13 protein-coding genes are annotated in these 15322 nt (G+C 61.5%); 2 read left to right on the forward strand and 11 right to left on the reverse strand.

All coding sequences use genetic code 11. The features are described 5' to 3' along the window. The coding region (locus NF876_RS42170; protein WP_262273634.1) for an amidohydrolase family protein at positions 1-1010 on the forward strand (1010 nt) is incomplete at its 5' end. A gap of 535 nt (positions 1011-1545) precedes the next feature. Here the strand turns inward: NF876_RS42170 and NF876_RS42175 are convergent. The 11 genes from NF876_RS42175 to NF876_RS42225 all read right to left on the reverse strand — a co-directional run bounded on the left by NF876_RS42175 (position 1546) and on the right by NF876_RS42225 (position 13082). Continuing rightward, positions 1546-2634 (reverse strand): sensor histidine kinase, encoded by a 1089-nt coding sequence (locus NF876_RS42175; RefSeq protein ID WP_210812657.1) that lies wholly within the window; start codon positions 2632-2634, stop codon positions 1546-1548. A gap of 2 nt (positions 2635-2636) precedes the next feature. After that, positions 2637-4133, reverse strand: a complete 1497-nt coding sequence (locus NF876_RS42180; RefSeq protein ID WP_210812658.1) for an ATPase domain-containing protein — start codon at positions 4131-4133, stop codon at positions 2637-2639. Continuing rightward, on the reverse strand, positions 4075-4473 hold the full coding sequence (locus NF876_RS42185) for a HigA family addiction module antitoxin (RefSeq protein WP_210812659.1): 399 nt from the start codon (positions 4471-4473) through the stop codon (positions 4075-4077). Before NF876_RS42185 ends, NF876_RS42180 begins: the two co-directional genes overlap by 59 nt. Positions 4474-4601: 128 nt before the next feature. After that, positions 4602-5633: a trans-3-hydroxy-L-proline dehydratase gene (locus tag NF876_RS42190; RefSeq protein ID WP_210812660.1), complete on the reverse strand. Its 1032-nt coding sequence runs from the start codon at positions 5631-5633 to the stop codon at positions 4602-4604. Positions 5634-5802: 169 nt separating this feature from the next. Further along, on the reverse strand, positions 5803-6909 hold the full coding sequence (locus tag NF876_RS42195) for a branched-chain amino acid ABC transporter substrate-binding protein (protein WP_173949339.1): 1107 nt from the start codon (positions 6907-6909) through the stop codon (positions 5803-5805). Positions 6910-6986: 77 nt separating this feature from the next. Next, complete coding sequence (locus NF876_RS42200; protein WP_173949340.1) at positions 6987-8081, reverse strand: ABC transporter ATP-binding protein; 1095 nt, start codon at positions 8079-8081, stop codon at positions 6987-6989. An 11-nt stretch (positions 8082-8092) separates the two neighbouring features. Further along, complete coding sequence (locus tag NF876_RS42205; RefSeq protein ID WP_173949341.1) at positions 8093-8932, reverse strand: carbohydrate ABC transporter permease; 840 nt, start codon at positions 8930-8932, stop codon at positions 8093-8095. Positions 8933-8942: 10 nt separating this feature from the next. Beyond that, positions 8943-9875: a carbohydrate ABC transporter permease gene (locus NF876_RS42210; RefSeq protein WP_173949342.1), complete on the reverse strand. Its 933-nt coding sequence runs from the start codon at positions 9873-9875 to the stop codon at positions 8943-8945. Between the two features lie 63 nt (positions 9876-9938). Beyond that, a complete protein-coding gene (locus tag NF876_RS42215; RefSeq protein WP_210812719.1) occupies positions 9939-11201 on the reverse strand; it encodes an ABC transporter substrate-binding protein in 1263 nt (420 codons plus the stop codon). 64 nt (positions 11202-11265) lie between these two features. After that, a complete protein-coding gene (locus NF876_RS42220) occupies positions 11266-12438 on the reverse strand; it encodes a PLP-dependent transferase (RefSeq protein WP_210812661.1) in 1173 nt (390 codons plus the stop codon). Beyond that, on the reverse strand, positions 12435-13082 hold the full coding sequence (locus tag NF876_RS42225) for a FadR/GntR family transcriptional regulator (RefSeq protein ID WP_173949461.1): 648 nt from the start codon (positions 13080-13082) through the stop codon (positions 12435-12437). Before NF876_RS42225 ends, NF876_RS42220 begins: the two co-directional genes overlap by 4 nt. A gap of 933 nt (positions 13083-14015) precedes the next feature. On the opposite strand from NF876_RS42225, the gene NF876_RS42230 reads away from it, so the two are divergent. Continuing rightward, positions 14016-15322, forward strand: a 1307-nt coding sequence (locus NF876_RS42230) for a M10 family metallopeptidase C-terminal domain-containing protein (RefSeq protein WP_262273635.1), incomplete at its 3' end; no start/stop codon positions are given.

Here is a 15322-nt window from a genome sequence, read left to right on the forward strand (position 1 = left end):
AGGAGCTTCCCGCGCTGCTCAAGGACGGCTACACGTCGTTCAAGGTTTTCATGACCTACGATGATCTCGTGCTGAAGGACCGCGAGCTTCTCGACGTGTTCGAGGTGGCGCGTCGGGAGCGCGCCCTTGTGATGGTGCACGCGGAGGGGTATGACGCGATCCGCTACATGACCGAGCGTCTTGAGCGCGAGGGTCGTACTGCTCCCTATTACCATGCTGTTTCGCGCCCGGAAATTGTGGAGCGGGAGGCCACGCATCGGGCGATCAGCCATGCGGAGCTCGTCGATGTGCCGATCATGATCGTGCATGTGTCCGGTCGCGAAGCGATGGAGCAGATCCGCTGGGCACAGTCCCGCGGCCTCAAAATCTATGCCGAGACCTGCCCGCAATACATCACGCTCACCGCCGAGGACCTGCAAGGTCCGGACATGGACATGAGTGGTGCGAAATACGTCTGCTCGCCTCCGCCGCGGGATGAGGAGAGCCAGGCGGCCATTTGGGAGGGATTGCGCAGCGGCGTGTTCCAGACTTTTTCGTCAGATCACTGCCCATTCCGCTACGACAGTCCGTCCGGAAAGCTCCACCCGAACGGCAGGAGCTCCTTCCGGTGGGTGCCGAATGGCATCCCTGGTGTCGAGACACGGCTGCCCATTCTGTTCTCGGAGGGAGTTTCCAAGGGGCGGATCTCCCTCAACCGCTTCGTGGAACTGACCGCCATGAACCACGCGAAGATCTACGGCCTCTATCCACGCAAGGGTTCCATCGGCGTCGGGTTCGACGCCGATATCGTGCTCTGGGATCCGAACCGACGCGAGGTCATCCGCCAGGAGATCCTCCACCATGGTGCCGACTATACACCCTGGGAGGGATTCGAGGTCACAGGATGGCCGGTGATGACGCTGCTGCGAGGCCAAATCGTCGCCGAAGGCGGACGTATCGTCGGCGCCAAAGGAGCCGGCCGCATCTTGGCTCGGGACGTATCGGCCTATGCAGCACCGAGCGGCACCTGAAGGTGCCGCTGAAATCCGCCTCCTTGATGGGAACGCATGTGTGCGGGTGTCGCTGCCCGCAGGCTCAAATCGGCACAGCCCACGGTGATCAAGTTCGTCATTTTTCAGCCCAAGGCTAGCAGGCGAGGGATCCAATAAGCCTCGGAAGCAACGCTGATCTGGCGGATGTCTTACGAGAGGCAGAATTCTAGGATGCCGCAATAGACCATGCCCGCAGCCCTGCTGAGGCGGCCGCTTTCACACTTGGCCGGCACGATAAAATTCGGGTCCATTCGAAGACACCGGCCGCTCTTGACAGTCTGTGGTGGCTGGCGAGTTCCGGAATGACGTCGCTCATGAGATGGGGCTCGAGGGTTGGCACCAGCCGGGAGCCGCCGACCACGCCTTTGCACGGCGGCCCGGCTCCGGGCCCATTCCCCTTGCAGACTCGGACGTTCGCTCTTCTTCCCCTCAGTGCTACAGGGATCCTCTCGAGAGATCACGGCTGTCGAGATGCGATGTCGCTGAAGACGGTTGATCGGCGTGGAGCCACGCCTTACGCGACTGGGGCATCGACCGTGCACACAACCCCTGTCGGCTCGAAAGCGATCTCCACCTGACCGTCCAGATCCTGCGCCAGGCTGCGCTCAATGAGGCGGGATCCGAAGCCGCGGCGAGACGGCGCCTTTACGGGCGGCCCACCACGTTCCGTCCAGTGCAGGTTCAGCCGGGGTGGCGCTACCCGGTTCTGCACCGTCCATGAGACTTCCACGATGCCGACCTTGTTCGAGAGGGCACCATATTTGACCGCGTTGGTCGCCAGCTCATGCAGGGCCATTGCCAGGGCCAACGACATGCGGGGCGTGAGCCGCACATGCGGCCCGGCAATGTGAAGCCGGCTCCCGTTCACGGTCTCGTATGGCTCAAGCGCTCGCGTGACGACCTCGATCAGGTCGGCGCCCTCCCAGCTCTCGCGGGTGAGCACGTCGTGCGCCCGTGACAGGGCCAGCAGCCGCATCTGAATGGCCTCTTTTGCGTCAGCGGACGTGACGTTCGTGCGCAAGGTCTGCATGACGATGGACTGTACGGTCGCAAGGGTGTTCTTCACGCGGTGGTTCAATTCGCCGATGAGCAAGGTCTGGTGCTCGGCGGCGCGCCTGGCTTGGTCGAGCGCGGCCGTGAGACGCTTTTCCGCCGTATGCATCTCCTCCAGGCGCGCCCTCGCCTCGTATTGCCGCTCCCGGCCGCGCAGGGCCGTCCGCGCCACACTGATCAGCGTCCCCGCGTGAAAGGGACGCTCCAGGAAAGTCACATTGCCGAGAATCTCAGTCAGGCGAGCGAGGGCAGGATTGCGTTCGACGCCTCCTCCGCGCTGGGTCAGCAACACGAAGGCAAAGTCGGACCAGGGCGGCTGGTCCGCCAACCAGCGGGACAGATCGCTCAAATCCGCCGTGCGGAACGTCTCGTCGGTGATGAGCGCGAAGCCTGCTCCCCGTTCGAGCTCTCGGACCAGCCCCGGCAGGTCGGGGCAGACCTCGGTGGCGATCCCCACCGCGCGCAGAAGATCGGCGGCAACAGCAGAATCCCGACCATGTGGGGCAAGGATGAGAGCCCGCATGGAGTGGAGATGAGACACGGCGTCCATGCTCAGCGGTCTTCGAGCAGAGAGGCGCGATCCTCCTCTGCCATCACCGGCACGCCCCGCAGCACACCCTGGAAGCTCCTGAGCGGTGCGCCGATGGCAATCCCGCTGCTGTCGACCCGGATCTCCCGGATAGTGCTCTCATGCGAACCGAATCGCTTCTTGATAACAGACAGAGCCCGCCGCACCTGGCCGAAGGCCTCGAAGTAGCGCAGCAGGATCACCGTATCGGCCAGATAGGTGACGTCGACCGGTGCCTTCATGTCGCCGACAAGCCCGTGCTGCGCTACGAGCAGGAAGGTCGAAGCGCCCTGCCGGTTGAGGTATTGCAGCAGCTCATGCATGTGCAGGATCAGAAACTGCTCCTCCGGCATGGCGGCCTGATAGCCGTTGAGGCTGTCGATCACGATGGTCTTGACCCCATGCTCAGCCACCTGGGTCCGCACCCGGTGCGTGAACTCGCCCGGCGAGAGTTCGGCGGCGTCGAGCTGCTCGATGAACAGGTTGCCGGCCACGCACATCGCCTCCAGGTCGATGCCCATCAGCCTGGTACGATCGAGCAGGAGACCGAGCTCTTCGTCAAAAACGAACAATGCCGCCTTCTCACCCCGCTGAACGGCAGAGACTGCAAACTGCACCACGAGAAGCGACTTGCCGCTGCCGGCTGGACCCATGATCAGAGTGCTGGAGCCCCGCTCGATGCCACCGCCGAGCAAAGCGTCGAGTTCCCTGATCCCGCTCGTCAGCACGGTGCGGGCAAAGCCCGTCTTGTGCTCGCCTGACACCAAGCGCGGGAACACCTGGACTCCACCCTCAACAATCGTGAAGTCGTGAAAGCCGCCTCGGAAGCTCTGGCCGCGATATTTGATCACCCTCAAGCGGCGGCGTTCGGCCCCATAAGTCGGGGTCATCTCCTCCAAGCGGATGACCCCATGGGCGAGACTGTGCACGGTCTTGTCGTTCGTGTCGGTGGTCAGATCATCGAGCATCAGGACGGTTGCGCCCTGCTGGGCGAAGTAGTGCTTCATCGCCAGGATCTGCCGGCGATAGCGCAGCGAGCTTTGCGCCAGGAGGCGGATCTCGGACAGGCTGTCGATCACGATCCGGACTGGACGGGCCCGGTCGATGGCCTCGAACACGGCCTTGGTGGTCTCGCCGAGTTCCAGGTCGGAGGAGTAGAGCAGGCTCTGCTGGTGCTCCTCGTCGAGCAGGCTCTCAGGTGGCACAAGCTCGAACACATGGATGGCATCATCCAAGGACCAGCCATGCGAGGCGGCACCCTCGCGCAGCTCCCGCTCGGTTTCAGACATGGTGATGTAGAGGCCTGTCTCGCCCACCTTGGCACCTTCCAGCAAGAACTGGAGGGCAATGGTGGTCTTGCCGGTGCCGGGGCTGCCCTCCAGGAGATAGACATGGCCTGGAGCGAGGCCGCCGACGAGAATGTCATCGAGGCCCTCGACCCCGATCTTCGCTTTGGGGACGGGCTTGGATGGAGCGGTCATGCAAAAGTCCGATCTCGGCCTGAATGGCCGGAGGCAGGATGTGGGACGGGATCATGGTCAACACCCCGGCAAGAGCCTGTTCGGCATGCCAGAGGTCATAGCGCTGCTGGAGATCGAGCCAGAGCCGCGGGGCGGTTCCTGACAGGCGGGCCAAGCGGGTGGCCATCTCGGGGCTGACCGCGGCCGTGCCGGCGAGAACCCGATGGAGCGTCTGGCGAGCGATGCGAAGTTCGCGGGCGGCTTGGCTCACGGAAAGGCCGAGCCCGGGCAGCACCTGATCGCGCAGCATGCCACCGGGATGGAGCGGGGCCTGAGGACAGCCATCGCGGGGTGAGGCCATGATCCTGCTTTCGGTAAGGCGGATTGTAGCGTTATGGGTGACAGCGTCCAGAAAGCAAGAGGAAGCCCTCCACGACTGGGCCGCGATACCGAACGCTCGGACCATAAGTCTGGCTGTCCAGGGTCGCCCTACCTGAGCATCGGCCAAGTGTCGGACAGCTTGTACCCTCCAGGGAATGGGTCGGACGGGTCGAGCATGAGCTGGGAGGTTCCGGCGATCCATGCGCGTCCGGAAATCGACGGAATGATCGCCTTCTGTCCTGCCACCGTCGTCTCGCGCACGATCCTGCCGATGAATTGGGTATCGATGATCGAGACGCCGGTCAGCGTCTCACCTTCCTTGAGCAGGCCGCGGGCGTTCAGGATTGCCATCCGGGCCGACACCGCCGTGCCGGTCGGCGACCGATCGACTTTGCCCGGCTGAATGGCGACCGCCGAGCGCGACATCAGCCGTCCCTCCTCCCGGTAAAGGGGCCCCGCGAAGGCGCAGAAGGAGATGTGGTTCCATCCTGTGTCCTCAGGATGGGAGAAGCCCAGTTGCTCGTTGGCCGCATTGGTGATCCTGATGCCGATCTCGGCCAGCGCGCGGGCCTCATCCGCAACGAGCCTGAAGCCGAGCGTCTGGGCCTCGACGACGACGAAACTGTCGCCGCCATAGGCGGTATCGACCGTCATCGTCCCCAGCCCCGGCACTTCGAGCGTCGCGTCGAGCCTGGCGGCGAAGCTCGGCACGTTCGTGACTGTGATCCGCTCAGCCTTGCCATTGCGGCACTCCGCGACGACCTCCACCAACCCAGCGGGAGCCTCCAGGACCATGCGGGTTTCCGGTTCGGTCATTGGAATGATGCCGCTGTCCAGCAGCACGGTCGACACGCAGATCGAGTTCGAGCCTGACATGGGAGGCGTGTCCTCCGGCTCCATGATGATCCAGCCCATTTGCGCCCTGGGGTTCTTTGGGGGAACGAGCAGATTTACGTGGCGGAAGACGCCCCCGCGCGGCTCGTTGAGAACGAAATTCCGCAGCGTCTTGTCCTGTGCGATCCACCGCGACTGTTCCCACACGGTCTCTCCGGGCGGAGGCGCGACACCACCGACGATCACGTCACCCACCTCGCCTTCGGCATGGCAACTGACCACATGGATGATTTTCGAGGAACGCATCGTTCGGTTTCCTTAAAAGATGGCATAAGCTCAGGGGCTGAGTAGCAGGGCTTCGGGACTCCGGTTTTGTGCGGCCTCTATGAAAGGAGCACGGTCGGCTCCACTGTCATGAGGAAAGGAATGCGGCGCCCTTTTTGTGGGCGCCGCTGATGGGACCGACCGATCGGGATTAGGTTCCCGGGGCATAGTCCGCCTTGCCGCCCTTCCATTGATAGACCACGAAACCCGGTTGCTTGTTGTCGCCCTTGGCATCGAAGCCGATCGGCCCAGCCACCGTTGGGACGGTGTTCGCCGCAATGGCCTTGGCCACCGCCGGGCCATCGACCTTGCCGGCCTTCTTGAGCGCGTCGGCAAGGACCTGGACGGCCGCATAGGCATAAAGCACATAGCCCTCCGGCTCGATGTTCTTGGCCCGCATCTCCTTCACCACGTCGGTCGCGGCCGGGTCCTTGCGCGGATCGGGGCCGAAGGTGAACAACGTGCCCTCGGCGGCCGGTCCGGCAATCGAGAGGAGTTCCTGGGTCGAGATCGGATCGCCGCCGATAAGTTGGAGCTTGAGGCCCTGGTCGGCCGCCTGGCGCAGGATCAAACCGGCCTCGGCATGATAGCCGCCGAAGAACAGCACCTCGACGCCGGCCGTCTTCAGGCGGGTGATCAGCGCGGTGTAGTCCTTCTCGCCAGGATTGATGCCGGCCTCCACCACGACCGACTGCTTCCCCTCGGCAAGCTTCTTCTTGACCTCTCCGACAAGGCCGGTGCCGAACGGGCTCTTGTCGTGCACAAGGGCGATCTTCTTGCCGGACAGATTCTTGATCACGTAATCGGCTGCGGTCGGTCCCTGCTGATCATCGCGTCCGGTGATCCGGAAGATCGTCTTCATGCCCCGCTCGGTAACCTTGGGGTTGCTGGATACCGTGATGCTGGTGATGCCGGCCTCGTCATAGACTTCCGAGGCCGGGAGGGTCGAGCCGGAGCAGAAGTGCCCGAAGACGAGCTTGATGCCCTCGCCGACGACCTTGTTGGCGACTGAGACCGCCTGCTTGGGATCGCAGGCGTCGTCCATGGCGACGATCTCCAGCTGTTGTCCGAGCACGCCGCCGGACGCATTGACGGCATCGGCGGCTGCCTGGGCGCCGTTCTTCATCTGGTCGCCGAAAGTGGCCGAGCTCCCGGTCATCGGACCGGCGACGGCGATCCTGATCTGGGCGAAAGCCGGGGCGGAGCCGATCAGCAGGGCGGTAGAGAGCAGGAGCATCCGAAGGTGTTTGATGGCCATTGGAACTTTCCTCCTTGGGGCTGCGTGCCAGACACTGGGCAAGGTCCCGCCACTCAAAGCAGAGAAATCCGCGCTTTCTAAGGAGAGACGGCCTGATCCGGAAGCCGTTGACCTGTTCGAGCATCGAAAATGTGGAGCTTGGCCGCGGGCAGGCTACAGGCAACGTCCGTGCCGATCTGGTAATGCGCCCGCTCCAGCACGAATGCCTTCAGAGCGGAACAGGCGGTTCTGATATGGAGGATTGTCCCCAGCCCCATCGGCTCCACCAGCTCGATTTGGCCCATGTGATCGCCGTCCCCCCCTGTCGAAACCTGAACGTCCTCAGGGCGCACCCCGACCCTCACGGCTTGGCCATGTCGACCCTGTAGATGATCGGAGACCGGCATCTTCTCGCCTGATCCAAGGGTGATGAACCGACGTTCGCCGTCGCAATGCAGGGTGCCGTCGAGCACGTTGATGGCAGGCGACCCGATGAAGCTGGCAACGAAGAGGTTCGCGGGGCGCTCGTAAAGATCGAGCGGCGTTCCGACCTGCTGGACGGCGCCTGCGTTCATCGCAACGATACGGTCCGCAAGCGTCATGGCCTCCACTTGATCGTGGGTCACATAGATCGATGTCGTGCCGAGCTCCCGGTGGAGCTTCTTGATCTCCACGCGCATCTGTTCGCGAAGACGCGCATCGAGATTGGACAAGGGCTCATCAAACAGGAACGCCTTCGGCTTGCGCACGATGGAGCGCCCCATCGCGACGCGCTGCCGCTGTCCTCCCGACAGGGTACGAGGTTTTCGATCAAGGAAGGACTCGAGCCCCAGCTTGGAGGCGGCCGCATTCACGACCTCGGCCATTCGCTCCGAAGGCGTTCCTCGCAACTTGAGGCTATAGCTCATATTGTCGCGAACCGTCATGTGCGGGTAGAGGGCATAGGACTGGAACACCATGGCGATGTCCCGGTCCTTCGGCGCCAGTTCATTGACAACCTTCCCGGCAATGCGGATGTCCCCGCGGGTGATGCCCTCCAGTCCTGCGATCATGCGCAGGAGCGTGGACTTGCCGCATCCCGAAGGCCCGACCAGCACAACGAACTCCCCATCCTGGATCGACAGGTCAACCTCGTGAAGGACAGGCACGGCCCCATAGGACTTGCCGACACCCTGGATATCGATGGAAGCCATGATGGTAACCCTCAGCCTTTGACCGCGCCCGCTGTCAGACCCCGGACGAGATAGCGTTGAACGAGAAGGAAGAAGAGACATGCGGGGATCAGGGCCAGGATGCCGGCCGCCATCATCTGCCCGAAATCGACGGAGAACTTCGATACGAAGCTGAGCAGACCGACCGGAAACGTGCTCGCATCGGCCTTCGACACGAGCATGAGCGCGAAGAGCAGTTCGCTCCAGGCTGCCGTGAAAACGAAGCCCAGGGTTGCGGCAATGCCCGGCAGGGTGAGCGGGAGGATGATCTGTCGGAAGGCGCGGAAGCGCGAAGCACCGTCGATCATCGCAGCCTCCTCCAGATCCTTCGGGATCCCGTCGAAGAACGACTGCATCAGGAAGGTCGCAAACGGCACGTTGAAGGCCGTGTAGACGATGACGAGACCGGTGAGGCTGTTGGTGAGCCCGAACGGCGAGAAAAGCTTGAAGATCGGAGCCACCAGCATCACGAGCGGGAACATCTGGGTGATGAGCATCAGCCCGACGAGCCACATCTTGCCGCGGAAATCGAAGCGCGACATGGCATAGCCCGAAAGAGCAGCGATCAGCGTTACCACGACGGCCGTGCTGCCCGAGACGATCAGGCTGTTCTTGAAGAACAGCGGAAAGTCACTATGCGCGAGCACGAAAGTGTAATGTGCCAGGGAGGAACGGGATGGCCAGAGCCGAATACCCTCGCTGTAGAGGAGATCGTTCGGTGTGACAGATACCTTGAGCAGCCAGTAGAGGGGAAACAGCGCAAAAGCGACGTAGAGGGCAAGCAGCCCATAGTGAAGGATCCAGTACGGAGTGCTGCGGGCGGAGGATGTCATAGGGCTCCCCTCATCGTCTCAGCAGGGACTGCCGCATCAGGATGATGACGAAGGAATAGGCCAGCAGAATCCCAAGCAGCACCATCGCGATCGCGGATGCATAGCCGAAATCGAGGCGCCGGAATGCCTGTGTGAAGATGTAGCTCGAAACAATCTGCGTCTGATCAGCGGGTCCGCCATTGGTCATCACGATGATGAGATCGGCGAAGTTCGCAATCCAGATGGTCCGCAACATGACCGTAATCGCGATTGTGGGCGCCAGGAACGGCAGGGTGATGTCGATGAAGCGCCGCCAGGCGCCGGCGCCATCGATGGCAGCCGCTTCATAAATGTCTTGCGGGATCGACTGCAAGGCCGCGAGCAACGTGATGGCGAAGAACGGGATACCCCACCAGACATTGGCGACGATCGGTCCCCAGATCGCGAGATGGGGATCCGACAGAATGTTCTCGGGAGCAGGCAGGACTCCGAGGGCCGCCATCCAGTGCGGCAGGGGGCCGACGACAGGATTGAACAGCCAGGCCCAGTTCAGGCCCGATAGGAACGTCGGCACCGCCCAGGGCAGAAAGACCAATGCCTGGATGACGCCACGCCCCGGAAAAGCATTGTTGAGGAGGAGTGCCAATACGAGGCCGAAAGAAAATTGCAGAACGACCGAAGCCAAGGTCCAAACAAGCGTGTTCCTCATAGACAGCCAGAACGCCGCATCCGTCCAAAGCGTTTGGAAATGCTCAAGACCGACGAAGCCGCCGCTGAAAGGGTTGATCAGCTGCATGTCCCGGAAGGCGTAGGACAAACCGATGATCAGCGGCACGAGCATGATGACCGCAATCAGGATGACGGAGGGAGCGATATACAGGTAAGGCTCGAGGCCTGCCACGAACCGACTCAGAGGCGCGCGCCGGCGGCCTGCAGCCTCCTCGTATAAGGGCATCGTTGACATGCGGCGCTCCTTGGCGGGACAAATCAGGTGGACGGCGCGGCTCAGAAGCCGCGCCGATCCGGATTACTTGCTCGAGGCGAGGTGTTTTTTCTGCGCCTTCGTCATGTAATCGGCCCACTGTGCCGCCATGTCCTTTGGAGCGAGTTGGCCAAGAAGAGCCTGCTGGCTGGTCTTCACCGCAAGCGAGTCGGCGAAAAAGGCGAATTCCTGCAGATAGGTTGGCATGATGGTCGGCACGACGTTCTTGTCTGCCAGTTCCTCGAACCACCCCTTGAACTGTGGGCCGGAATAGAACGGATCGTTCTCGGCCGACTTGTAGATCGGCAGCGCACCCGTTTTTTTGTTCCAGGCGATATTGCCTTCGGGGCCAGCGAGCGCAGCAAGCAGCTTCCAGGACAGCTCCTTGTTCTTGCTGTTCGCGAACATAGACCAACCGGCATAACCCAGTGTCGGGAAGGCCTTGCCTGCCGGGCCCTTCGGGAAAGGCGCGACTCCATATTCCTCCGGCTTCATGCGCTCGGCAATAGCGATCAGCGCATCAGGATCCTGGTCGAGCATGGCGCAGGTGCTGGAATAGAACCCTGCGACGATCTCGTTGAAGCCCCAGTTCACGCTGTCCTTCGGAGCGTAACCCTTCTTGTAGAGATCAGTGAGATAGGCGAGGCCCTGCACCCATCCGTCATCTGCGAAGGTCGAGGTTCCATCCTGCTTGAAGAACGAGTTGTCGCCGGCCATCGTGGCGCCGAACATCACCCAACCGTTCAGGCCGCCGGGGCCACCCCGCAGGCAGTACCCGTACTTGCCCGGAATGGCCGAAACCTTCTTGGAGACCTCTTCGAACTCCGCGAGGGTCTTCGGTGGCTCCTTCACGCCGGCCTGCTCGAAGAGCTTCTTGTTGTAGAACATGGCCCTCAAATAGAAGCCGTAGGGTATCGTGTAGGCGGTATTCTTGACGCTGCGACCGACCTCCAGGGCTCTCTCGTTCAGACCGCCCGTATGGGGCCAAGCCTTCAGGTAAGGCTCGAGGCTCTCCAGGGCGCTGTTGTTGGCGTAGAGTGAAAGCCACCGATCCGGCATCTCGACAACATCAGGCGTATCGCCGGCGGACACCATGGTGGCGAATTTCTCGAAGGCTTGGCTCCAGGGCAGAGACGTGATTTCCACCTTCACGCCGGGATTCGCTTCCTCGAAGCCCTTCACGATACCCTTGAGCGTTTCTGTCCGCTCAGGACTCGTGATGACTTCGGTGAGCTTCAGGGTGGTTTGGGCAAGAGCGCTGCCGGCGAAGGTCGTGGCGAGCGCAGTAGCGAGCAGTAGGCGTTGGATCATGGTCTTCCCTCTGTTTTGATCTTGTCTCGAACGTGTTCGACCGCTCCTGACGACAGTTTGGTTAGCTCATCTTCGCCTCCCTGATGGCTTGTGAGAGATCGGCCACGAGGACATCCTGGCCTTCAAGGCCCACATGAAGCCGCACGACACGAGCGGAGACGCCGAAATCGATCGCCGAATTGGGCCCTGCCGCCTGGGCACGGACCACCTGAGCAGGCACCACAAGGCTCTCATGTCCGCCCCAGCTCACGCCGAGCTTGAAAAACCGGAGCGAGTCCGCGAACCGGGCGATGTCGACGCTGCCGTCGAACTCGAAAGAGAACAGGCCGGATGTGCCTTGCAGTCCGTCGAGCAGCCCATTGCTCAGGCCGGGATGATAGACCGCCACCACGTCCGATCGCTTCGCGAGTTCACGCGCCACGTGCAGACCCGCTGCCTCATGCGCTCTCATGCGGATCGGCAAGGTGCGAAGACCACGCAGCAGGAGCCATGCATCGAACGGGGATAGCTTGCCGCCGAGGTAGGGATAAATGCGGGATCGGATCTCTCCGATGAGCCCTCCCGAGCCCACGAGGACGCCTGCCACCACGTCGCTGTGGCCGCCGATGTATTTCGACGCGGAGTGGACCACGAGGTCGACTCCGAGGGTCAGCGGCTGCTGGAAGATGGGACTCGCCCAGCTGTTGTCGATGATCGAGATCGCGCCGTTCTCGCGGGCTACCCTGGCAAGCGTTGCCACATCATGGACATGCATGAGCCAACTCGTCGGGCTCTCCATGTAGAAGAGCCTTGCCCCGGGCAGAGCGCGTCGCACCGCGTCGTGGTCACGACCATCCACATAGTCGACCGTCACGTTCATCCGCTTGAGGTAGGTCTGGAAGAGCCGGTACGCGTCGGGATAGACATGCTCCACGCATACGATCCGGTCGCCCGGTTGGACGAATGCCAGGACGGCTGACGCAATGGCCGCCATGCCGCTGGCGAATCCGATCGCATCCTCCCCACATTCCAGAGCGGCCATTTTCTCCTCGAACAGACGAACCGTGGGATTGAGGCCACGGGTGTAGGTGGGGCGCACCTTCTGTCCGCGATAGGTTTCTTCCATCTCGGCATAGGAGCTGAAGGTGAAGAGAGAGGTTTGCGCGATCGGCGGCACGACAGCCTCGTAGGCGTGCTCGCTATCATGGGCAAGGATGGCCATGGCGCGGGCCAACGGATCCACGGAGGTGTTCATCTGATCATGTCCTTGATGTCCTCCTCAACGATGGCGAGGATTGAAAGCGTCTTGGAGCGGGCTGCGTCCGGATCCTTGGCCGCGATGGCCTCGAACAGCTCGCGATGAACCGGAAAGGAACGGGCGGCGAAATCGACACGAACGCGCGACATGCCGAACAGCATCTGCACACTTTCCCGCATCTGCGACAGGAGTTGGTTGAAGATGGGATTGCCGCTGGCGTCATAGATCGAGAGATGAAATGCCAGGTCCTCGGGACCAGCGCAGCCCTTCTCGCGGTGAACGGACTCCATGATCAGCAGCTTAGACTCGATCCGCTCGAGATCGGCAGCTCCAGACCGTACCGCCGCGAGGGCGCTTGCCTCGACTTCCAGGCCACGGCGAACCTCCAGCATCTGGAGAAGGCCGTTCTGCCCGCTGTCAACCGCCAGTGGAAGGTGCATGGTCTCGGGTGAGATTCGACGCAGGAGGTAGGTGCCACTGCCCCTGCGGCTCTCGACGACTCCGAGAGCCTGCCAATGACGGATAACCTCTCGGATTGTGGAACGCCCGACCGAGAGCTCAGCCATCAACTCACGCTCCGGAGGCAAACAATCTCCGGGCTGCAGGTCCGAATGGCCGATGTACTCGGCGATCGCCTGCATCGCGCCTGACGTGCGGGCAGATGTGGTGCGGCGCACCTGAGTTCCCCATTCCGAGTCCATTCTGCTCCGACCTCGCATGTTCTGGTGAACTGCCCGAAGGCGATACCCTTCGGAATTGGTCTGACAACTTCGAAGCTGGATCAGGGCCAGCCTATTGTCAAGGCGTGACGGGACTGCTCCGCGTTGCAATGGGCGACATATGGATGATCCGGAGTTCGTCTCGCGACCTGGTGTAAGGGACATTGAGCGGGACGGTGATTGTTCGATGTCGCGTGCCAGGCAAAGCGCTTCGGGTACACGACGGCGCACGATGGGTGCCGGCCTCGAAGGCATGTTCGTTTCGACAGGTGAGCGGCACGCGTCAGGCGTTCGAGCCCAAACGTTCCGCGGCTCAGATGATCCGCTCTGTCGATTGAAACAGTGTATCGCAGCGCGTCGAAGGATTAACAGGGTTTTCCAATCAGATCCGCCGACATCGCTCGGCGCTCGGCAGATCGAAAGTGTGATCGGGTGTCGGTGTGCATCAGATTACAAACATCAACTCCGGCGGGCGTTGGTGCTGACATCTGACCAGTCGATCATAACGCGCCAAATCCATGCTTCTGCGGTCCTGCGGCGCAACAGTCCGGCCAAGTTTCGAAGATCTCCCCGGTTCGCGCAGAGCATAAGTTAATTGGTCCAGTCGCTTACTCCATGTTCGGATATTTTTCGCTTCCGAGTTCCATCTCGACGGTCACATGCCATGAATGTCTGCCGACGTTCGCTAGCCTAAAATGTGTAACCCCTTGGGGGTAGACAACACAAAAATTCCGGACACATTATCTGCCAAGCGTGAAAGCGCTGACGGGCAGGCGCCAACCTGCCTGGGGGGAATTGATAACTTCAAACCAGTGTCGCGGAAACAGCGCACAGTCGTGAGAGAGGAACCCCAAGATGCCGAATCCCAGCCAAGCGAGCGATCAGTGGTGGGTCAACGATCAGACACCGGACAACCCCTATGGCAAGAGCGAGGACTATGAGTCCTTTCTTAGCTATCTAGGCGCATTGAACCGCAGTCTCACGCCGGCGATCGCTGCAGGAACGCTGAGGATCAACGTCTACGAGCTCAATGATCACCCTGACTACAAGGCTGCCGCCATCGGCGCCTTGCAAGCGTGGTCCTCTGTCACTCCCCTGAAATTCGAGATCGTCGACGACGCGCCATTCAACAGAGCCACAGACTGGATTGAAGTCGTTAGTCCAGAGCTGGGACAGCCGGACGAAGGCAGCGCCTATTCGAGCAATCGCTATGTCAGCATCGGTCAGCGCTTCCATGACACGGAACCCAACAAAACGGATGTCGGCGGTTACGTCTTCGACTCCTTCATCCATGAGTTCGGCCATGAATTCGGCCTCAATCATCCCGGGCTCTACAATTACAGCGGCCCAGGCGGCGTGCAGATCAACTATCTGAACAACGCGACCTGGACTTATGATCGCCAGCAATACAGTGTCATGTCCTATTTCGATGGGATCGATGTCGGCGAGACCAGCCGCTGGTCCGCCTCGACGCCGCTGATGGCTGACATCGAAGCCGTCATTCGCCGCTTTTTCTCGACGGTCGATGCCAATGGAGTGCGCACCTACCAGCAGATCGATCTCAACACGGGCGACAACGTCTACGGCTTCGGCAGCACGCAACTCTCCTATCAACTGACCTCCTCGGGCATGCGCCATGACATCGGCTTCGCGATCCATGACACTGGCGGGACCGATACGGTCGACTTCTCCGGCTCGACAGCGGGGACAATCCTCGACTTGCGTGCCGGACACTTCTCGAGCGTCAACGGCCACAGCAACAATGTGTCGATCTTCGCAGGGCACAACGCGGATAGAACCGACTATTACATCGAGAACGGCGTTGGCAGTGCGTATGACGACATCTTGATCGGCAATGACGGCGCCAACGTTCTGGACGGACGAGGCGGCAGCGACCGAATGGCAGGCAACGGAGGCGACGACATCTATTTCGTTGATTCTCTCGACGATATCGTCCGGGAGGAGCTCAATGGAGGCAATGACACGGTCATCCTCCTCTCCAGGGATCTGAGAATCAGGAAGATCGCCAACGTCGAAAGCATCATCTACGCCGACGTGTCGACCACTCAGCCCGGTAGCGGCAGCGAGACCCCGCCCGGCGCCGGCGACAACACGCTGACCAGCATTACCTTCGGCGACAATGGAAACAATACCCTCGATGG

This window comes from Microvirga yunnanensis, from assembly GCF_025460875.1.

Coding starts and splice junctions, on each gene's coding strand:
- NF876_RS42175 (WP_210812657.1), bottom strand. CDS start 2,634: ATGGACGCCGTGTCTCATCTCCACTCCATGCGGGCTCTCATCCTTGCC.
- NF876_RS42180 (WP_210812658.1), bottom strand. CDS start 4,133: ATGACCGCTCCATCCAAGCCCGTCCCCAAAGCGAAGATCGGGGTCGAG.
- NF876_RS42185 (WP_210812659.1), bottom strand. CDS start 4,473: ATGGCCTCACCCCGCGATGGCTGTCCTCAGGCCCCGCTCCATCCCGGT.
- NF876_RS42190 (WP_210812660.1), bottom strand. CDS start 5,633: ATGCGTTCCTCGAAAATCATCCATGTGGTCAGTTGCCATGCCGAAGGC.
- NF876_RS42195 (WP_173949339.1), bottom strand. CDS start 6,909: ATGGCCATCAAACACCTTCGGATGCTCCTGCTCTCTACCGCCCTGCTG.
- NF876_RS42200 (WP_173949340.1), bottom strand. CDS start 8,081: ATGGCTTCCATCGATATCCAGGGTGTCGGCAAGTCCTATGGGGCCGTG.
- NF876_RS42205 (WP_173949341.1), bottom strand. CDS start 8,932: ATGACATCCTCCGCCCGCAGCACTCCGTACTGGATCCTTCACTATGGG.
- NF876_RS42210 (WP_173949342.1), bottom strand. CDS start 9,875: ATGTCAACGATGCCCTTATACGAGGAGGCTGCAGGCCGCCGGCGCGCG.
- NF876_RS42220 (WP_210812661.1), bottom strand. CDS start 12,438: ATGAACACCTCCGTGGATCCGTTGGCCCGCGCCATGGCCATCCTTGCC.
- NF876_RS42225 (WP_173949461.1), bottom strand. CDS start 13,082: ATGCAGGCGATCGCCGAGTACATCGGCCATTCGGACCTGCAGCCCGGA.